Below are 19030 nucleotides of genomic sequence, written 5' to 3'. Positions count from 1 at the left end.
ATAAAATGCAATCAAGGAATGGAAGTCGGATAAAGGATAAAATGTGATAGGACAACAAACGGTGATCCAATTTAACCAAGTGAATAAGTTCTATGGTGACTTTCAGGCCTTAACCGATATTAACTTACAGGTAACGAAAGGTGAAAAGTTGGTCATTTGTGGCCCTTCTGGTTCGGGGAAATCAACGTTGATTCGCTGTATTAATAATCTAGAGAGTATTCAATCGGGTGATCTTCGAGTATTTGGTCAGCAGGTGACACCAAAGCAACAGTGGCAAGGTCAAATAGGCATGGTATTTCAGCATTTTCATTTATTTCCCCATCTTACTATTACTGAAAACCTGATTCTATCACCTATTAAAACGTTAAAACTGTCGAAATCTGATGCTCTAGAGCGTGCGATGCATTATTTAGAACGAGTCAATATTGCCGAGCAAGCCAATAAATACCCTTCGCAACTTTCTGGTGGACAGCAGCAAAGAGTCGCGATTGCTCGTTCTCTGTGTATGCAGCCTGAAATTCTACTATTTGATGAACCTACCTCTGCGCTTGACCCTGAAATGATTAGCGAAGTACTCGATGTAATGTCACAACTTGCCCAAGATGGTATGACCATGGTGTGTGTTACTCATGAAATGGGCTTTGCTAAAAAAGTGGCTGATCGTGTGGTATTTATGGATCAAGGCAAAATTGTGGAAATAGCACCACCAATGACGTTCTTTGGTCAACCAAAGCATCAACGTACTCAAAATTTTCTTAACCAAATTTTGAGCTATTAGAATGTCGGTTACGATAAGAATCGTCAAACCGCTGTTGTCGGCCATGATGCAGATTTCAGCTTTATTGATAGGGCTCATCTGGATTTTACAGTCTGGCGCGCAAGCTATGCATTATCAATGGCAATGGCTGCGAGTACCTGATTATGTGTTCTTTTTTGAAGATGGACATTGGTATAGCGGTGAGCTTATTGATGGTTTATTAGTGACTTTAAAACTTACGGTGATGAGCGGGATCGCAACCTTTATTTTAGCTTTATGGACGGCACTATTGCGTTTATCGGACTCTAAAGTCGGGCGACTGTTTGCTTTTATATATATAGAGGTGATCCGAAACACGCCATTATTAGTACAAATATATCTGCTGTACTTTGTATTTGGACCGTATTTAGGGCTCGAGAGATTCAGTACGGCAGTATTAGCACTGGCGTTATTTCAAGGCGCATACACAGCGGAAGTGATCCGCTCTGGTTTATTAGCTGTCGATAAAGGCCAATTTGAAGCGTGCCGAACCTTGGGCTTATCGCGCTTTAATAGTTACCGCTATATTATTTTGCCGCAAGTGATTAAAAAAACGCTACCCTCATTAACGAACGAGGCTATTTCGTTAGTTAAAAATACCTCTATTGTGAGTGTGATGGCTATTTTTGATCTCACTACGGAAGGCCGCAATATTGTTTCTGATACCGCCATGCCATTTGAAATTTGGTTCACTGTGGCGGTTATTTATTTATTGATAACATTAAGTTTGTCTGCATTATCAGCATGGTTAGAAAAACAAAGCCGCAAAGGGCATTAGGAGCTAAAATGAAACGTTTATGGATAACAGGTTTAACGCTATTAGGTTTTGGGCTGGGATTAGCGCAAAGTGCATGGGCAAGTGATACACCAAATTTAGATAAAATTAACCAACGTGGCACCTTAAAAGTGGGACTAAGCACATTTGTTCCGTGGGCGATGCGTGATGATCAAGGTGATTTAGTCGGTTTTGAAGTTGATGTTGCAACCCGCTTAGCTCAAGACTCTGGTTGGAAAGTTGAATTTATTCCAACAGCTTGGGAGGGTATTATACCGTCATTAATGGCGGGTAAATTTGATATAGTGATTGGCGGTTTAACCATTACGGATGAGCGTGCCAAAAGTGTGTTATTTACTATTCCTTATTCTCATTCAGGTATTCAAATTGCGGCTAACCTTGATACGACCAAAGGCTTTAGCAAAGAAGACTTTAATTCTCGTAAAATAAAGTTTGCAGCACGACGCGGAGCGCTTGGGATCACTATTTTGCGAGAAAACTTCCCAAAAGCAAAAATTCTACAGTTTGATGATGAAGCGCAAGCGTTCCAAGAAGTCTTAAACGGCAATGCAGATGCGGTAATCGCTTCTACGCCCAAGCCTGAGTTTGAAGCATTAAAATACCCTAATAAATTGTATATTCCACTGCAAGAACGTCTATATACAGGCAATGAGGGTTTTGCGGTGCGTTTAGGTGAGCAGGATAAGAAGGCCTTTTTCGATAAATGGATAGATGCTCGATCTCAAGATGGCTGGTTACAACAACGTTACGATTATTGGTTTAAGAGTGTTGATTGGCAAAAACAGGTTTCCAATACCAATCAATAAAAGATTGCTTGAAAAAATCATCAGTAATAGGCAAGTGAGTGCTCAGTAAAATGTGGAAGTTAAACCGATTAGATATCTTGTTGTTGATACTAGCGGGAAGTTTTATTGCATGGCTCTGTCTTAAAGACAGTGGCGCCTTGTCGTATCACTGGCAATGGCATAAGGCATTAACGTTACTTTTTACCCCTAAAGTGGATGGCAGCGTCTCGTATTTTATCCAAGGGATATTATCGACACTGCGTTTGACGTTTTGGGGAGCTTTATTAGCACTCATTTTAGGCGTGTTACTTGGCGTGGGGCGGCGTTCTTCTTATGTTGTAATTCGACTCATCGCCAATAGCTATGTGCAATTAATTCGCAATATCCCACCTTTGGTTTTCATTTTTATCTTCTATTTTTTTATTGCTAATCAATTAGTACCATTGCTTGGGCTTGGAGAGATATTACGTGAGCATTCTGAACTCATTAATCTATTACAGCGTTGGTTATTTGGTGAGGCTAATTTATGGGAGAACCTTGCCTCTGGGGTACTATGTATTGGGATGATATCCGCCGCATATATTGGAGAAGTAGTAAGATCGGGGCTAGATAATGTAGATAAAGGCCAACATGAAGCGGCAAAAACATTGGGTTTGTCTGCTTGGCATCGTTATCGCTATATTATTGCCCCACAAGTCTTAAAGTCGATAGTTCCACCATTGGCTGGACAATTAATATCACTGGTAAAAGACTCCTCAATCGTATCGCTGATCTCAATTCAAGAAATGACCTTTGTCGGGACAGAAATCGCCAACTCTAGTGGTATGATCTTTGAGGTATGGATCATGGTGGCATTAGGTTATTTCATTCTATGCTTTGCTTTGTCGCAAATATTTTCTTGGTTAGAAAGGAGCCAAAGACTACCTAATGAGGCATGAAACTTTCAGTCTCTAATCAGTTTATTCAATATCGACATAGTTCTTCTCTCCTATCGCTGTTTTTCTTGATTTTTGCGGTCTGTAATTTGATGCTCAGTTCGATATGTAACAAAGTGGTTTTATTTGTGACATATTTTACAAAATATTATCTTTATAATTTTGGTGTTTTTTTGATGTTTGAACGATGCAAATTTAAACTGTAATGAATTGTTTGATTTCAGCGTGTATTACACTAAATTAGCTTACTTTAGTTACATGTCACGCGAAAAGGTTTTAATTTCACTTAATTCTGCCATTCTATAGATGTAACTAATTATTATATTCCGCCTTTATCTACAATTTTACTTCTTAATTGTATACAAAATACTCGTCGGATTTTATAAAACATCATTTACGAAATGTTAGTTTTCATTTATATTGCGTGAGTTTGTTATTATCTGTAAGCATAATGCTTCAAATGTAACAATATATATTCTGCGTTTCTAGGCGTGGTTTTGTTGTTCTCTCTTCTTAACTTCGATGATTTTTGAGTGGCTTATATGCTCTTTTATCGTCTCGTTAGTGAGTTAGTTTGGTCGTGAGTGGTGTTTAAATATTGCTATTTGTAGTGAAAATACCGCTTTTATCGATTTCATGTTTTTTTGCGTTTGGGGCGCACTGGTCATTGACCATGATTGCTCTCTCATTCGCCTTTAATATCGAGATTTAGAATGGAAGCCTCAAGATACAAAAGTATCCTGTCACGAGGAGGGTTGCTCAGTGCAATTTTACTTATGTCTGGATGCAGTTCTGCTTTGCTTGATCCTAAAGGAATTATAGGCATTCAGGAAAAAGAACTTATTATTACAGCATTACTTTTAATGTTGATAGTTGTTATACCTGTAATATTGATGACGGTATACTTTTCATACAAGTATAGAACATCGAATACAGAGGAAAAGTACGAACCTGAATGGGCTCATTCTACCAAAATTGAAATCGTGGTGTGGGCTGTTCCTATTATCATCATTGTAATTTTGGGCACGATTACATGGCGTAGTACGCACGAACTCGAGCAATCTAAACCTCTTGTTAGTGACGTTGAACCAATGACAATCGAAGTGGTATCACTTGATTGGAAATGGTTATTTATCTACCCAGAACAGCATATTGCTACGATCAACTATGTTGCTTTTCCAAAAGATGTCCCTGTACAGTTTAAAATCACTTCTGACAACATCATGAACTCCTTTTTTATTCCTCGTTTAGGCAGCCAAATTTATGCAATGCCAGGCATGATGACTCAAGTTCATTTGATGGCCAACGAAGCGAATGATTATAAAGGCATCTCTGCTAACTATAGTGGTGGTGGTTTCTCTGGTATGAAGTTTACCGCTCATGTTACCGAGACTCGTGATGCGTTTAATCAATGGGTTCAAAGTGTTAAAACAAAAGATGGTGCACTAACTATGCATGATTTTAGTGATTACCAAGCATTAGCTAAGCCTAGTGAAAATGTGCCGGTAACTTACTATTCACAGGTTCCAGAACATTTGTTTGCCGATGTGGTGAAACAATATAAGGGCGCTTTGAATTCCCATGAAAATGGAATGGATGAGATGCACCACACGGATATGGCAAAAGATTAAGGGCAGGAAAGAGTATGTTTGGAAGACTTTCACTCGATAGTATCCCGTACCACGAACCAATTCTCGTGGTAACTATGGCTGTTATTGCCATTGTTGGGCTTGCTGTTGTTTCCGCTATTACCTATTACGGTAAATGGCAATATTTATGGTCGGAGTGGTTCACTTCGGTTGACCATAAGAAAATTGGTTTCATGTATATTGCAGTTGCAATGATCATGTTAGTTCGTGGTTTCTCTGATGCAGTCATGATGCGTAGTCAACAGCTACTGTCGTCGGCTGGTGATGCTGGTTATTTGCCGCCAGAGCATTACGACCAGATTTTTAGTGCTCACGGCGTGATCATGATTTTCTTCGTCGCAATGCCTCTTATCATTGGTTTAATGAATATTGCAGTACCATTGCAAATCGGCGCACGTGATGTGGCATTCCCTTACCTAAACAACCTTAGCTTTTGGTTGTTTGTTGTTGGGGTCATTTTAACGAATGTTTCTTTGGGTGTGGGCGAATTTGCTCGTACTGGTTGGCTTGCTTACCCTCCATTGTCTGGAATTAAGGCTAGCCCAGGAACGGGGGTTGATTATTGGATTTGGGCGCTGCAGCTCTCTGGTATCGGAACCACGCTTTCTGGTGTGAACTTCTTCGTTACTATTATGCGTATGCGCACGCCATCGATGACGATGATGAAAATGCCTGTTTTTACTTGGGCTTCATTATGCGCAAACGTATTGATCATTATTTCGTTCCCTATTCTGACCGTGACTATTGCTTTATTAACACTTGATCGTTACCTCGGCACCCATTTCTTTACTAATGATATGGGCGGCAATATGATGATGTACGTCAATCTGATTTGGGCATGGGGACACCCTGAAGTTTACATCTTGATTCTTCCGGTCTTCGGTGTTTATTCAGAAGTGGTAGCAACCTTCTCTCGTAAAAAACTATTTGGTTACACATCATTAGTATGGGCAACCGTTGTTATTACTATTCTTGCGTTCGTTGTATGGCTACATCACTTCTTTACCATGGGATCAGGGGCTAACGTTAATGCCTTCTTTGGTATTGCGACCATGATTATCTCTATACCTACCGGGGTTAAGATCTTTAACTGGCTCTTTACCATGTACCGTGGGCGTGTTGAATTTACGTCACCAATGTTATGGATGATTGGTTTTTTAATCACCTTTACTGTTGGCGGTATGACGGGTGTGCTTCTGGCTGTGCCTGGGGCTGACTTTGTATTGCATAATAGTGTGTTCTTAATTGCCCACTTCCATAACGTTATTATTGGCGGCGTGGTATTTGGTTGCTTTGCTGGTGTGACTTACTGGTTCCCTAAAGCGACAGGTTTTATGCTTAATGAAACATGGGGTAAACGTGCATTCTGGTGTTGGATTATCGGCTTCTTGTTTGCCTTTATTCCTTTATACGCACTTGGTTTTATGGGGATGACTCGTCGTTTAAGCCAAGGTATTGATCCTGAATATTTCCCACTGCTTTCGGTTGCAGCATTTGGTACTTTCATCATTTTCTGTGGCGTGGCATGTCAAGCAATTCAGTTCATCGTGAGTATTCGTGACCGCGAACAAAACTTGGATTTAACAGGCGACCCGTGGAATGGACGTACTCTTGAGTGGTCAACATCATCACCCCCGCCGTTTTATAATTTTGCAAAAACACCGAAAGGCGATGAAATTGATGCATTTTGGTATCAAAAGCAACGCGGAGAAGCGGGTGTTGACGCAACGTTGGCAGCAGATGAAGGCTATGCTCCAATTCATATGCCGAAAAATACAGCGACAGGGATATATATCTCAGGATTCGCTTTGATTTTTGGTTTCTCTATGATTTGGTACATCTGGTGGCTTGCCGCTGTTGGTTTCGTTGGCATTATTGCTACCGCTATTATTCATAGCTTTAATGAAGATCGTGATTACTACGTTACGGTTGAAGAAATTAAAGCAGTAGAAGATGCGCATAAAGAAAATTTGCGTAAATCAAAACAACAAGCAAACCTTGATACCGATGTGGAGGTTGATTATGCACGCTAATCCTGCTGTTGAGCATGGGCATGATGACCACGATCATCACGATGCTAATGAGATGAAGCAATATGGCTTCTGGGTTTACTTGATGAGCGACTGCATCTTATTTGGCACCTTATTTGCCACTTATGCAGTCCTTATGAATGCCACTGCTGGTGGGCCATCAGGGAAAGACATTTTTGATGTACCGTTTGTTTTTGTCGAAACCATGTTGCTACTGTTAAGTAGTATCACATTTGGTTTTGGCATTATTGCGATGAAGCGAGAAGATGTTGCAGGGCTAAAACGCTGGTTACTGATTACCGCATTATTAGGCTTAGGCTTTATTGCGATGGAAGTTTATGAGTTTCATCATTTAATTGAAGAAGGTTTTGGCCCTCAACGCAGTGCGTTTTTATCGGCTTTCTTTATTTTAGTTGCTACTCACGGTTTACACGTAACGTTTGGTTTAATTTGGTTGACGGTTTGTTATATCCAATTAAATTCAAAGGGCCTGAATGATTTGATGAAAGGGCGTTTTTATTGCCTTAGCTTATTTTGGCACTTCTTAGATATCGTATGGATTTGTGTTTTCACTATCGTTTATTTATTGGGAGTGATCTAATGTCAAATCAATCAACATCTCCAACTAATGGTCATGAAGATTCAGGTGCTAAAGGTTATATTACGGGCTTTATTGCCTCATTGATTTTAACCATCATTCCTTTTTACTTTGCTTACACTGGTGCATTATCACGTGAAGCTACTATTGCTGTTTTAATTATTTCAGCGGTGGTTCAGTTAGTGGTTCATCTGTTCTATTTCTTACATTTAGATAGTTCAGAAAAGGGTCAATTTAATATAATGTCATTTGTGTTTACATCAATCATTGTGTTTATCGTAATCGCAGGGTCTATTTGGATCATGTGGAACCTTAACCACAATATGATGATGTAAGGCATAAATATGTTTAAAGAATACGTATCGCTTACCAAGCCTGGAATTATCATGGGCAATTTGATCTCGGTACTAGCGGGCTACTTTCTAGCCGCTAAATCAGAGTCGGTAACGTTGTCATTACTTGCTTACACTCTGTTGGGTGTAGCTTTAGTGATTGCGTCGGGTTGTGTTGTGAACAATATTTTTGATCGAGATATTGATGCTAAAATGTCTCGCACTCAAAATCGTGCCATCGTACGAGGCTCAGTTAATATTGATCGAGCCTTTTTGTTTGCGATTATCATGTTACTTGTAGGTACTGGATTACTCTATAAAATGGCGAATCCATTATCGGCAGTAGTGGTGTTGCTTGGTTATGTCTTTTACGTGTTCTTTTATACTATGTGGTACAAACGCACCTCGATATACGGCACGCTTGTCGGCAGTGTATCAGGGGCGATCCCACCTTTAGTTGGTTACTTAGCGGTAACCAACTACATCAGCTTGGAAGCGGTATTATTATTTAGCTTGTTCTGTTTATGGCAAATGCCGCATTCATATGCGATTGCTATGTTTAGAATGAAAGACTATGAACAAGCTGAAATTCCAGTGTTACCAGTTGTTAAAGGTATCCACAAAGCACGTCAACATATGATGGCTTATGTTGTTGCCTTTTCTGTAGTTGCATTTGGGCTTTATGCTTTTGGCCATACTGGGTATGAATATTTGGCTGTAGCGGCGGTTTCTTGTTATGGCTGGTCTAAAGTAACGTTTAGACGCATGGATGAATCCAATTATATTCAATGGTCTAAGTCAGTGTTTAAAGTTTCATTGCTGGTGGTTACGGCATTTAGTGCAGTTTTGGGAATCGAATTATTACCCTTAGGCGTTACATTTTAAGAACGTTATCGTTACTGTAATTTTACATTTCAATAATAGTGGTGTTGTTTTTTTTGAATGTAAGCATAATAAAAAGACTGTAATGAATTATGCTTATTTGTGATTTTAGGTTTATCTAAGATAGATACCTAAGTTTGCAGCAGAACACAAAACCACATCGCTGAGTTCAAGTTTTAGACTGTACTCAATTGGAATAGTGATGTTCTTCCTGTGTAAATCTAGTGTTACCTCCAAGTTTGCTAGGAAAAATAAAAAACACCAAGCCTCCCCAGCTTGGTGTTTTTTTATGTATCAACTTATATTAATTTCTCTCGCTTATATTCCGTTTTGACTTACACTTCGATTCTTGTTCTGACCTCTTTGGTTTTCTCTACTTTATAGGGGGTAGAGAGGCCGCGTATATTTTTTGAAAGGATAAAAATGAGCGTTGTTTTAGCTGAAGAAATGGTTTTTTCTTGCTCTGAAATTGAGCCATCATTTGAATTGATGGCCAAGAACTTAGCTTCTCAAGGTTATAGCATTCACCTTAATGGATTAAATCCAAATTTATTAGATTCATTGTATGAGTATATCCAGACTATGCCTGCAGATAAGTTCAAACGAGCTGGAATAGGTCGAGAAGATAATTTAATACTAAATGAGTCTGTCCGTACCGACCAAGTGTGTTGGATTAATGGCGAAAGTGAAGCGGGGAAGGCATGGCTTAATTGGACAGCGTCTTTACAACGCTACCTCAACCGGAATCTTTTTTTAGGGTTGTTTTCCTTTGAGAGTCATTTTGCTCATTACTCGACAGGGGATTTTTATAAAACTCATAAGGATGCTTTTAAAGGAGAAGCGAACCGTATCTTGAGTATTGTTGTTTATCTAAATCCAGATTGGAAACATACTGATGGTGGCGAGTTAGTCTTGTATCAAGATCAAACTCAAGTAGAGATTCTTAGAGTTGTACCTAACTTTGGAACGGTTGTCGCTTTTTTGAGTGAGGATTTTCCACATGAAGTTCTACCTGCAACCCGCGATAGATACTCGATTTCAGGTTGGTTTCGAGTGAATAGTTCGGCTGGTGATAAAGTCGATCCACCAAGATAAATTCAAAATAGCGGGCTTAGTATTCTAAAAAAACGAGCTCAAAATTGAGCTCGTTTTTATTGATGTATAAGACACAAATATTATATTTCAACTTGTAGCATGACTAAATCAACCATCTTGTCGAATTAAATAATCAAATGCACTCAAGCTTGCTTTTGCTCCGTCACCCATTGCAATGATGATCTGCTTGTATGGAACGGTAGTGGCATCTCCTGCAGCAAATACACCCGGCATGCTGGTTTCACCACGATCATTGACGATGATTTCACCACGAGGCGATAACTCAACTTCAGAATCTTTTAGCCATTCAGTATTCGGTACAAGTCCAATTTGAACAAAAATACCAGCTAGTTCGATTTCTTTGATCTGATCAGTATGACGATCTTTGTATTTTAGGCTGGTTACTCGCTTCCCATCACCCATCACTTCTGTTGTTTGAGCCATGGTTATAATGTCAATATTTGGCAGAGAGTTCGCTTTATTGATCAATACTTGATCGGCACGTAATACCTCTGCAAATTCAAGGACGGTAACATGCTCAACAAGACCAGCTAAATCAATAGCAGCTTCAATGCCGGAATTACCACCACCGATAACGGCAGTTCTTTTTCCTTTAAATAATGGTCCATCACAGTGTGGGCAGTAAGCAACGCCTTTATTACGATACTCTTGTTCACCAGGAACGTTCATTTCACGCCAGCGTGCACCAGGGCTTAAAATAATGCTTTTACTTTTTAGATTTGCGCCACTTTCAAGATCAATATGGATGTAACCATCTTCAGTGTAAGGCTTGCCCATTATCTTATCGGCTTGCTGTTCGGTTATTACATCAACATCGTATTCTTTCAGGTGTTCAGCTAGATCGGTTGCTAATTTAGGACCTTCGGTACGCTTTACTGAGATAAAGTTTTCTATCGCCATCGTATCCATCACTTGCCCGCCGAAACGTTTAGCAACAATACCAGTACGAATACCTTTACGCGCTGCATATAATGCTGCTGCGCTACCACCAGGTCCACCACCGACGACTAAAACATCGTATGGATCCTTTTCATTCAAGCTCGCGGCGGCTTTTTCTGATGCACCATCATCTACTTTGGCTAAGATTTCGTTAAGCGTCATACGACCTTGGCCAAAAAGCTCGCCATTTACAAAAACACTCGGTACAGCCATGATATCGCGATGTTTTAGTTCATCTTGGAATAAAGCCCCATCAATCATGGTGGTGCGAATATTAGGATTAATAGCTGACATCATATTAAAGGCTTGCACAACGTCTGGACAGTTTTGGCAAGACAGAGAAATGAAGACTTCAACATCAAGTTTTTTATTCAATTGAGCGATTTGCTCTATAGTGTCAGCGTCCAGTTTGAGCGGATGACCACCAGAATGCAGCAGTGCAAGCACAAGCGAAGTAAACTCGTGCCCCATAGGCAATCCCGCAAAGCGAAGTTGAGTTTCTTTTTCTGGGTTAATTACCGTCATAACCGGTTTGCGGTCGCTAGCGGCATCATCGCGAATTACTGTAATGAATTTACTAAGATCAGCAATTTCATTGGCTAAAGAAAGAATATCCTGAGCAGCTTTACTTTCATCTAGGCTAACCACTAACTGGATATCATGTTTTACATTCGTTAAATATTGTTCTAATTGTTGTTTAATCGCTTGTTCAAGCATGGGATGACACCTCAGTCTTTTGAATTTGAGTGGTTACTCTGGATGAAATTTAAAATAAGAATATGAAGTAGAGGGAGAGCTAGTCCGCCATATAGATCGTCAGAGGTAATACAACTGACCAGCTCTCAATTTTAGTTAATAAGCATTTTCCATTAAGTTGGTATGTTATTAACGAATGCTAAGGATTAAATCTTACCAACAAGATCTAATGATGGAGCTAGTGTTGCTTCGCCTTCTTTCCATTTTGCAGGACAAACTTCACCTGGGTGAGTGGCAACATATTGCGCCGCTTTTACTTTACGAAGTAAATCTTCTGCATCACGACCAATACCTTCAGCAGTAATTTCCATTGCTTGGATAGTACCTTCTGGATCGATAAGGAAAGTTGCACGGTCTGCAAGGCCTTGGCCCTCACGCATAACACCGAAGTTATTGGTGATGTTGCCAGTTTGGTCACCCAGCATGTAGTACTGAATTTTACCAATAGTCTCAGAGCTGTCATGCCAAGCTTTGTGGGTGAAATGAGTATCAGTTGATACTGAATAGACTTCTACGCCACGCTTTTGTAATTCTTCGTAATGGTCAGCAATATCACCAAGCTCTGTAGGACATACAAATGTGAAATCGGCTGGGTAGAAGAAAAATACAGCCCACTTACCTAATACATCTTTTTCTGAAACCTCAATAAACTCGCCGTTTTTGAATGCTGTCGCGTTGAATGGTTTGATTTGAGTGTTAATCATAATATTTACTTTCCTATGTTGGATTGAAGTTTTAACTAATTACTAAATTCTGCTGGCACAGCCTGTTTTATATTCTCAGCTCTGCCTCGTTTCTTGCTTACGGGAAGTATATTCACATGATTGGAGTTTTTTATAAAATTGATTGTTCTTATTGTATTGATAGGTTAAATCTATGGAGGGTATCAGTCGAAGTGTTTTTCTGTAGTGAGTATGTAATTGAAATGAGCTATAGGGAAAAATGAGTTTAGAAAGGTATGGAAATTTAACTAGGACGCGGGTTCAGCTGACGCCAGCGCATTCAAGCTATATGTGATAAATGATAAAGGTAGTGTTGATAATGAATGCAAGATATTCATGTATATCAACCGATAGTTAATATACCCGTAAAAACAAAAATGCCACTAACTTATTGAGCTAGTGGCATTTTTGTTAGATTGGTGGAGCTGGCGGGATTTGAACCCGCGTCCGAAAATCATTCACCGTTGGTACTACATGTTTAGTCGATCTTTAATTTCACCACCGACCTGCGAACCGACACGCTAGCTGATGGCTATCCTGAATTATTTTTAATGCTTTGTCTCTCAGGCTGGAGACGCCACACGAGTTCGTTTGGGTTTGACTCTCTGTTGTTCCCCGTCTTACAAACGGAAGCTAGGGCAGAAAGGCTCTCAGCAGGGTATTAAGCTGCTAGTGCGTAGTTTTCGTCGTTTGCGACTATTTTTTTGCGGCTTTTTACGTGGCAAACCGCCCCACGACATGCACCTAAGACTTCAAAATTCCCGTCGAATCCTAAATCAGCCCCAAGTTTTCTGTTTGAATTATTTTGAACTACTCATCAAAATATCAAACCAACGTTATTAACGCTGTATATATCAACTTAACGCGCATAGTAACATAAAACCTTTCAGAGTCTAGTGACTAGCGATTAAGTGGTTAACAATAAGACACTTTTAGTCTTTATTGTTAGATAATCTATCGTAAGCTGCTTTTCATGATGCGAGCTTTATCGCGCTGCCAATCTTGATTTTTTTGATCATCACGCTTGTCGTGTAATTTCTTACCCTTCGCAACGCCAATTTTCATTTTCACCCAAGACTGAGACCAATAAAGCGATAGGGCAATTAGAGTCATGCCTTCGCGATTTACTCGTCCAAATAGATTATCTAATTCACGACGATTGAGTAAAAGCTTACGAACCCGAGTTGGGTTGGCGACAATATGCGTAGAGGCTTGATTCAGTGGTATGATTGATGCGCCACTTAGGAATGCCTCGCCATCGCGAAGAAAAACGTAGCTTTCTGCGATATTGGCTTTACCTTGACGTAAAGATTTAACTTCCCAACCTTGCAGCTCTAAGCCAACTTCAATTTCATCATCAACGAAATATTCGTGCCGAGCTTGCTTGTTGAGTGCGATAGTATTACTACCGGCTTTGGATTTTGATTTTTTCTTTGCCATAATGGCGTCATTATACGGATTGCGTTAATTTTCGCGAATCCTTTTCTACGCTTTCTTGTTAATATTTATGTTTATTTTTAAGAATATGTTCGCTGAGTCATATTAGGAAGTTTTATGCCTTTAATTAATCGTTCAGCTTTAGTTTCGTTTAGTGCTGAACAAATGTTTACTTTGGTTAATGATGTAGAGAGGTATCCAGAGTTTTTACCAGGGTGCTCAGGTTCTAAATTAATTGAATCAAGTCAAACTGCGATGGTGGCATCAGTTGATGTTTCTAAAGCCGGTATCAAAAAGACGTTTACTACCTCTAACCTCATGATCCCTGACCGCTTAATTAAATTACAGTTAGTGGATGGTCCTTTTAAAAGTTTATCAGGAAGTTGGCGTTTTATTCCTTTAGATGATTTTGCCTGTAAGATTGAGTTTCAATTAGAGTTTGAGTTTTCTAATAAATTAATTGAAATGGCTTTTGGTAAAATATTTAACGAATTAACAAGTAATATGGTGAAATCGTTCACTCAAAGGGCAAAACAAATTTATGTTAACCCTTAAGTATTCATGAGTAATCAATAAACAAAGAGTGATGTCAGTGACTGAGAAAAATTTGAATCAATCATTAATTCGTGTGGAAGTTGTATATGCTTTACCTCATGAGCAAAAAGTCTTCGAGTTAGCGGTATCTAGTGATATGTCTGTACAGGAGATTATTGAACAATCTGGTGTATTAGAGTTATATCCTGAGATCGACCTTAAGAATAATAAAGTCGGTGTATTTAGCCGCAATATTAAATTGGATGCGAATGTGCGGGATAAAGATAGGATTGAAATTTATCGACCATTACTTGCTGATCCGAAAGAGATTCGACGTAAGCGTGCAGAACAGAAAAAATGAAATGATAAGCAATTGAAAAGTTTATGAATAATATGAAAAAGTCCCTATATCAGTTCATATCTGATATGGGGACTTTTTTACATCAATAGATAGTGAGATCTATTATTGCAATGGAGTATTGAAATCAGGGCTGAGATCAAAGTCACCCGAAGCTTCGGTTAGCTTTTGTGACATTTCATCAAACGTTATTTCAAGGTTCTTTTGTACTGTATCGTCATGACCATGAGTAAAGTTATAAATGTAGTACCAAGTATCAGGGTAACCATTTTGAACCAGCATAGGTGAACCTAAAACGAAACGAACTTGTTCTTTGGTCATGCCAATACGAATTTTATCAACGTCGGGTTGTTCAACGTAGTTACCTTGGGCTATATCTATTCGGTAAACAAAGCGTTCTAAAACGCTGCAACCAGACAGTAAAAGAGTCAGAAATAAAGGGATAATCATTATCCACTTTTTAAAATGCATAGTGGCTTTCTTTGAGTTGAGGGATAAAAACTGCCCTGATGATAAACAAGCGCAGCCCAGAAGTAAAAGCTCTCTGTTCGAAAGATGGAAATAAGACCATAATTTTTGAGTTTGGTTGCAGAAAATTAATAAAAATAGAAAAAGATAGTATAGGTATAGTGCCTTCTATTGCCTGATGTGAACACTTTGAGTAAATGTGAAAAGGCAGAGTCATTAAATAACCAATAAAAAACTTTACTGTATAAAAAGCCAGTATATACTGTTTTTACATACAGTGAATAATTTGGTTTTTAAAGGTGGATTTATGCTCTCTCATTTAAGTGTTAATAATTTTGCGATTGTTAAGTCTTTGCAGCTAGAGCTTTTCAAAGGAATGACAACGATTACCGGTGAAACGGGTGCGGGTAAATCTATTGCTATCGATGCACTAGGGCTGTGCCTCGGTGGGCGTTCTGATAGTAATGTGGTCAGACCTGGAGAAGAAAAAACTGATATTAGCGCATCGTTTATTCTAGATAATAATGTTCGCGCAACACGTTGGCTAGAAGATAATGAGTTACTTGATAGTGGTGAGTGTATTATACGCCGGATTATCACTAAAGAGGGGCGCTCACGTGCGTTTATCAATGGTAACCCTGTCCCTCTTTCATTGCTTAAATCGTTAGGGCAAACGTTGGTTAATATTCATGGTCAACATGCTCATCATCAGTTAATGAAACCTGAATACCAGCTGACTTTGCTCGATCAATATGCTGGTCATCAAGGATTAATTGAGGCGACTAAAAAAACGTACTCCGATTGGCGGCAGAAACAAAATCAATTAAAAACGTTACGGGTGAGTAGCCAAGATAATTTGGCTCAAAAGCAATTACTCGAATATCAAGTTAAAGAATTGGATGAACTTGCCTTAGGCGAGGATGAATTTGTAGAGCTTGAACAAGAACATAAATTGTTATCCAGCAGTGGTCAAATCGCCCTGACGTGTCAGCAAGCGATTAACGATCTTTATGATGGTGATGATGCAAATGCGTTAGGTCTACTTAATTCTGTTAGTCATGCTTTGAACGAATTAGTGGATCTAGATCCTAAGTTATCGCATCTGCCAAGCATGCTATCAGAAGCTATCATTCAATTAGATGAAATCAATTTAGAGCTGCGTTCTTATGCGGATGATATTGATGTGGATCCGACCCGAATTGCTGAAGTGGAAGATCGTTTTAGTAAGGTGATGAGTACTGCCAAGAAGCACAGCGTATCGGCAGATGAGTTGTATCAGCATCATCAAAAAATTAAAGAACAGATTGACGCATTAGATTGTTCAGATGAGAGATTCGAACAGCTTGAGCGTGATGTAGAAGAAAAGTATCAAGCATTTATTCAGTCAGCAGAAAAACTCAGCAAGAGCCGTCGGCGTTATGCTAAGGAATTGAACAAGCTTATCACTCAAAGTATGCATGAACTCAGCATGGCGCAAGCACAGTTCTGCATTGATATAAGTAGCGAAGTCAAACATGCAACGCCACTTGGTATTGATAGTATCAGCTTCTTAGTTTCAGCAAACCCAGGTCAACCATTACAAGCTTTGGCAAAAGTAGCATCTGGTGGCGAGCTTTCTCGTATATCACTGGCAATTCAAGTCATCACGGCGCAAAAAGTACAAACACCAAGTCTTATTTTTGATGAAGTTGATGTGGGGATCAGTGGCCCAACCGCGAGTGTGGTTGGCAAAATGCTGCGTAAGTTAGGGGAATCGACTCAAGTTTTGTGTGTAACCCATTTACCGCAAGTAGCAGGGTGTGGTCATCAACAACTATTTGTGTCCAAACAGGCGAAGGCTGGTAAAACGGAAACTAGAATGAACCTTCTCGATAATAACCAGCGTGTGGATGAACTGGCCCGTTTACTTGGTGGTAGTCAAATTACAGATTCAACTCGAGCTAATGCTAAAGAGCTGTTAGTCGCAGCGTAGCTAACAATTAAAAATACAGATATTAAAGTTGGGATCTTGGTATTAACTCTTTCTAGTTAAAAATATATAAGATCCCAATTTCTCTGTTCTAGAAAGAAGGGTGGCCTTTTACACCTCTGACTCTTGCCTTTAAAATAGTTTACTCGACCAGCCTAATTTTTTACGCAGTACATGGTAGTAACTGTAGTCTTCAGGGTGAATCAGATTCAAAATACTTGGGCTTTGAAAAATATGAATCTCATCACCAGGCGATACTGGTAAAGATATTTGCCCATCACAACTGACCTCTTGCGTTCCTCTATTGTCGGGAGAAACCACTAATTTTATTTTGCGATTACCATCAACCACCAAAGGTCGGCTTGATAGGGTATGTGGAAACATCGGTACCAAAGAGATTGCATTTAAACTTGGTGATAAGATAGGGCCTCCACCGGAAAGTGAATAAGCAGTTGATCCGGTTGGGGTTGCAACAATTAACCCATCTGAACGCTGAGAAAAAGCAAAGCGATCATCGATATACACCTCAAACTCAATCATGTGAGCCACTTTACCCGGATGAAGCACCACTTCATTTAAGGCAGAATTGTGGCTTTTTATTTGACCGTGTCGATGAACCTCTGCTTCTAATAAGAAACGATCTTCACCTAAATAATGTCCTTTCAATACGCTTAATAACGAATCGTGAAAATCTTCAGGATTCAGGTCCGTTAGAAAACCTAAATTCCCCCGGTTTACGCCGATGACTGAGATATCAAAACGAGAAAGTATGCGAGCCGCACCCAGCATATTACCATCACCGCCAACCACGATGGCGAGATCTGCCTGCTCACCAATTTGTAATAAGCTTGTAAATATAGATTTTGGTAGCTCTTCCAATATATCGATCAAACGATCATCAACCAGAACTTGGTAACCTTGGTCAATTAACCAAAAAAATAATTCTTTATGAGTTTGCACAGCTTTATGGTTACGAGGTTTACCAATAATAGCGATTACGTTAAACGGCTTTTGCATAATATCTCTGCTCTTTCATTAAGGATTCGTATTTTACGCTTGAATCAAAAATCTTCGTCCCCATAATAAAGGCAAGTGTAACGACTATGCGAGTATTTTGTGCCTATTTAAGTGGAGCAAGCGTATGGTCTTGATTAATTTCTTGGAGATATCATGACAGATAAACACAATAACCCGCATGAAGAAGAGCTAAAAGCGGAAGAAGTACAAGCAGAAGAAGCACTTGAAAATGAAACCATCGAAACGATTGGTGATGATGGTGATATTGAGTGGAATGAAAGTGGAGAAACTGAAGGTTCATTGGTTGCAGAATTAGAAGCTGCGCTAATTGCGAGCCAAGCTCAAGTTAAAGAGCAACAAGATTCTGTTCTACGAGCAAAAGCTGAAGTAGAAAATATGCGTCGTCGTAGTGAACAAGAAATTGATAAAGCTCGTAAATACGCACTGAATAAATTTGCTGAAGAGCTGCTACCGGTCATCGATAATTTAGAACGTGCACTTCAAGCTTCTGATTCTGAAGATGAAGTGGTTAAATCGATTATTGAAGGTGTCGAAATGACACACAAATCATTCGTTGATACGGTCTCTAAATTTGGCCTAGAAGTTATCAATCCTGAAGGTGAAGCTTTCAATCCTGAATTGCACCAAGCTATTGGGATGCAAGAAAGTGCTGAGCATGAATCGAATACCGTGATGATCGTGATGCAAAAAGGTTATCAATTGAATGGTCGAGTGATCCGTCCTGCGATGGTGATGGTTGCAAAATAATATTTCATTTTGTCCCTTGAAATGAAATTTGTAGCCCTTATTTATGGTGTATAAAAGCGTGTTTATCGATAGATAGCCGCTAGAACAAATTGACAGATAGGGTTGAAATCCAAATCTGAGCCCCCATCTTATTTGATATAAAA

General features: G+C 39.4%; 19 protein-coding genes and 1 other RNA gene. 14 read left to right on the top strand and 6 right to left on the bottom strand.

All coding sequences use genetic code 11. The features are described from left to right. Positions 1-61 precede the first annotated feature (61 nt). From FH976_RS05050 to FH976_RS05005, 10 genes are all read left to right on the top strand, one after another. The gene (locus tag FH976_RS05050; RefSeq protein WP_194089869.1) at positions 62-778 is read left to right on the top strand and encodes an amino acid ABC transporter ATP-binding protein; all 717 of its coding nucleotides are present in this window, start codon (positions 62-64) and stop codon (positions 776-778) included. Between the two features lies 1 nt (position 779). Beyond that, a complete protein-coding gene (locus FH976_RS05045; protein WP_194089818.1) occupies positions 780-1574 on the top strand; it encodes an amino acid ABC transporter permease in 795 nt (264 codons plus the stop codon). 8 nt (positions 1575-1582) lie between these two features. After that, positions 1583-2398 (top strand): transporter substrate-binding domain-containing protein, encoded by an 816-nt coding sequence (locus FH976_RS05040; protein WP_194089817.1) that lies wholly within the window; start codon positions 1583-1585, stop codon positions 2396-2398. A gap of 50 nt (positions 2399-2448) precedes the next feature. After that, a complete protein-coding gene (locus FH976_RS05035) occupies positions 2449-3315 on the top strand; it encodes an amino acid ABC transporter permease (RefSeq protein ID WP_194089868.1) in 867 nt (288 codons plus the stop codon). Positions 3316-4025: 710 nt separating this feature from the next. Then, entirely contained in the window at positions 4026-4943 is a 918-nt protein-coding gene (gene cyoA / locus FH976_RS05030) for a ubiquinol oxidase subunit II (RefSeq protein WP_194089816.1), read from the top strand. 14 nt (positions 4944-4957) lie between these two features. Next, positions 4958-6994, top strand: a complete 2037-nt coding sequence (cyoB, locus tag FH976_RS05025) for a cytochrome o ubiquinol oxidase subunit I (RefSeq protein WP_194089815.1) — start codon at positions 4958-4960, stop codon at positions 6992-6994. Then, the gene (gene cyoC, locus FH976_RS05020) at positions 6984-7592 is read left to right on the top strand and encodes a cytochrome o ubiquinol oxidase subunit III (RefSeq protein WP_194089814.1); all 609 of its coding nucleotides are present in this window, start codon (positions 6984-6986) and stop codon (positions 7590-7592) included. The genes cyoB and cyoC overlap by 11 nt, the downstream gene beginning before the upstream one ends. Then, entirely contained in the window at positions 7592-7924 is a 333-nt protein-coding gene (gene cyoD, locus FH976_RS05015) for a cytochrome o ubiquinol oxidase subunit IV (protein ID WP_194089813.1), read from the top strand. Before cyoC ends, cyoD begins: the two co-directional genes overlap by 1 nt. A gap of 9 nt (positions 7925-7933) precedes the next feature. Beyond that, complete coding sequence (gene cyoE / locus FH976_RS05010) at positions 7934-8806, top strand: heme o synthase (RefSeq protein WP_194089812.1); 873 nt, start codon at positions 7934-7936, stop codon at positions 8804-8806. A 420-nt stretch (positions 8807-9226) separates the two neighbouring features. Next, positions 9227-9898 (top strand): 2OG-Fe(II) oxygenase, encoded by a 672-nt coding sequence (locus FH976_RS05005; protein ID WP_194089811.1) that lies wholly within the window; start codon positions 9227-9229, stop codon positions 9896-9898. A gap of 108 nt (positions 9899-10006) precedes the next feature. On the opposite strand, the gene ahpF is transcribed toward FH976_RS05005, so the two are convergent. From ahpF to smpB, 4 genes are all read right to left on the bottom strand, one after another. Further along, positions 10007-11575 carry an alkyl hydroperoxide reductase subunit F gene (ahpF, locus tag FH976_RS05000; protein ID WP_194089810.1) on the bottom strand — a complete coding sequence of 523 codons (1569 nt, stop codon included), beginning with the start codon at positions 11573-11575 and terminating at the stop codon, positions 10007-10009. A gap of 185 nt (positions 11576-11760) precedes the next feature. Next, positions 11761-12318, bottom strand: coding sequence for an alkyl hydroperoxide reductase subunit C (ahpC, locus tag FH976_RS04995; protein WP_194089809.1), 558 nt, complete (start codon positions 12316-12318; stop codon positions 11761-11763). A 435-nt stretch (positions 12319-12753) separates the two neighbouring features. Continuing rightward, positions 12754-13120: a transfer-messenger RNA gene (ssrA, locus tag FH976_RS04990) on the bottom strand. A 170-nt stretch (positions 13121-13290) separates the two neighbouring features. Further along, entirely contained in the window at positions 13291-13776 is a 486-nt protein-coding gene (gene smpB / locus FH976_RS04985; RefSeq protein WP_194089808.1) for an SsrA-binding protein SmpB, read from the bottom strand. 114 nt (positions 13777-13890) lie between these two features. Between smpB and FH976_RS04980 the strand changes: the two genes are divergently transcribed. Both FH976_RS04980 and FH976_RS04975 read left to right on the top strand, forming a co-directional pair. Continuing rightward, on the top strand, positions 13891-14328 hold the full coding sequence (locus FH976_RS04980; protein WP_194089807.1) for an SRPBCC family protein: 438 nt from the start codon (positions 13891-13893) through the stop codon (positions 14326-14328). A 31-nt stretch (positions 14329-14359) separates the two neighbouring features. Next, on the top strand, positions 14360-14668 hold the full coding sequence (locus FH976_RS04975; RefSeq protein WP_194089806.1) for an RnfH family protein: 309 nt from the start codon (positions 14360-14362) through the stop codon (positions 14666-14668). A gap of 102 nt (positions 14669-14770) precedes the next feature. Here FH976_RS04975 and bamE read toward each other — a convergent pair whose 3' ends face one another. Then, the gene (gene bamE / locus FH976_RS04970) at positions 14771-15136 is read right to left on the bottom strand and encodes an outer membrane protein assembly factor BamE (RefSeq protein WP_194089805.1); all 366 of its coding nucleotides are present in this window, start codon (positions 15134-15136) and stop codon (positions 14771-14773) included. 304 nt (positions 15137-15440) lie between these two features. Here bamE and recN point away from each other — a divergent pair, with 304 nt between their 5' ends. Next, positions 15441-17105 carry a DNA repair protein RecN gene (recN, locus tag FH976_RS04965; protein ID WP_194089804.1) on the top strand — a complete coding sequence of 555 codons (1665 nt, stop codon included), beginning with the start codon at positions 15441-15443 and terminating at the stop codon, positions 17103-17105. Between the two features lie 129 nt (positions 17106-17234). Here the strand turns inward: recN and nadK are convergent, their stop codons facing one another. Then, the gene (nadK, locus tag FH976_RS04960; protein ID WP_194089803.1) at positions 17235-18119 is read right to left on the bottom strand and encodes an NAD(+) kinase; all 885 of its coding nucleotides are present in this window, start codon (positions 18117-18119) and stop codon (positions 17235-17237) included. 153 nt (positions 18120-18272) lie between these two features. On the opposite strand from nadK, the gene grpE reads away from it, so the two are divergent. Then, entirely contained in the window at positions 18273-18887 is a 615-nt protein-coding gene (gene grpE / locus FH976_RS04955) for a nucleotide exchange factor GrpE (RefSeq protein WP_194089802.1), read from the top strand. Positions 18888-19030 lie beyond the last annotated feature (143 nt).

Origin of the sequence: Vibrio hibernica (assembly GCF_015223435.1) — a bacterium.
GTDB lineage: Bacteria > Pseudomonadota > Gammaproteobacteria > Enterobacterales > Vibrionaceae > Vibrio > Vibrio hibernica.
Note: the sequence above shows the minus strand (reverse complement) of the source record. Positions and strands in the feature narration are given on the sequence as shown.

Excerpts from the sequence above, each read along its gene's own strand:
- FH976_RS05045 (WP_194089818.1), top strand. The coding sequence starts at position 780 with ATGTCGGTTACGATAAGAATCGTCAAACCGCTGTTGTCGGCCATGATG.
- FH976_RS05040 (WP_194089817.1), top strand. The coding sequence starts at position 1,583 with ATGAAACGTTTATGGATAACAGGTTTAACGCTATTAGGTTTTGGGCTG.
- FH976_RS05035 (WP_194089868.1), top strand. The coding sequence starts at position 2,449 with ATGTGGAAGTTAAACCGATTAGATATCTTGTTGTTGATACTAGCGGGA.
- cyoA (WP_194089816.1), top strand. The coding sequence starts at position 4,026 with ATGGAAGCCTCAAGATACAAAAGTATCCTGTCACGAGGAGGGTTGCTC.
- cyoB (WP_194089815.1), top strand. The coding sequence starts at position 4,958 with ATGTTTGGAAGACTTTCACTCGATAGTATCCCGTACCACGAACCAATT.
- cyoC (WP_194089814.1), top strand. The coding sequence starts at position 6,984 with ATGCACGCTAATCCTGCTGTTGAGCATGGGCATGATGACCACGATCAT.
- cyoD (WP_194089813.1), top strand. The coding sequence starts at position 7,592 with ATGTCAAATCAATCAACATCTCCAACTAATGGTCATGAAGATTCAGGT.
- cyoE (WP_194089812.1), top strand. The coding sequence starts at position 7,934 with ATGTTTAAAGAATACGTATCGCTTACCAAGCCTGGAATTATCATGGGC.
- FH976_RS05005 (WP_194089811.1), top strand. The coding sequence starts at position 9,227 with ATGAGCGTTGTTTTAGCTGAAGAAATGGTTTTTTCTTGCTCTGAAATT.
- ahpF (WP_194089810.1), bottom strand. The coding sequence starts at position 11,575 with ATGCTTGAACAAGCGATTAAACAACAATTAGAACAATATTTAACGAAT.
- ahpC (WP_194089809.1), bottom strand. The coding sequence starts at position 12,318 with ATGATTAACACTCAAATCAAACCATTCAACGCGACAGCATTCAAAAAC.
- smpB (WP_194089808.1), bottom strand. The coding sequence starts at position 13,776 with ATGGCAAAGAAAAAATCAAAATCCAAAGCCGGTAGTAATACTATCGCA.
- FH976_RS04980 (WP_194089807.1), top strand. The coding sequence starts at position 13,891 with ATGCCTTTAATTAATCGTTCAGCTTTAGTTTCGTTTAGTGCTGAACAA.
- FH976_RS04975 (WP_194089806.1), top strand. The coding sequence starts at position 14,360 with ATGTCAGTGACTGAGAAAAATTTGAATCAATCATTAATTCGTGTGGAA.
- bamE (WP_194089805.1), bottom strand. The coding sequence starts at position 15,136 with ATGCATTTTAAAAAGTGGATAATGATTATCCCTTTATTTCTGACTCTT.
- recN (WP_194089804.1), top strand. The coding sequence starts at position 15,441 with ATGCTCTCTCATTTAAGTGTTAATAATTTTGCGATTGTTAAGTCTTTG.
- nadK (WP_194089803.1), bottom strand. The coding sequence starts at position 18,119 with ATGCAAAAGCCGTTTAACGTAATCGCTATTATTGGTAAACCTCGTAAC.
- grpE (WP_194089802.1), top strand. The coding sequence starts at position 18,273 with ATGACAGATAAACACAATAACCCGCATGAAGAAGAGCTAAAAGCGGAA.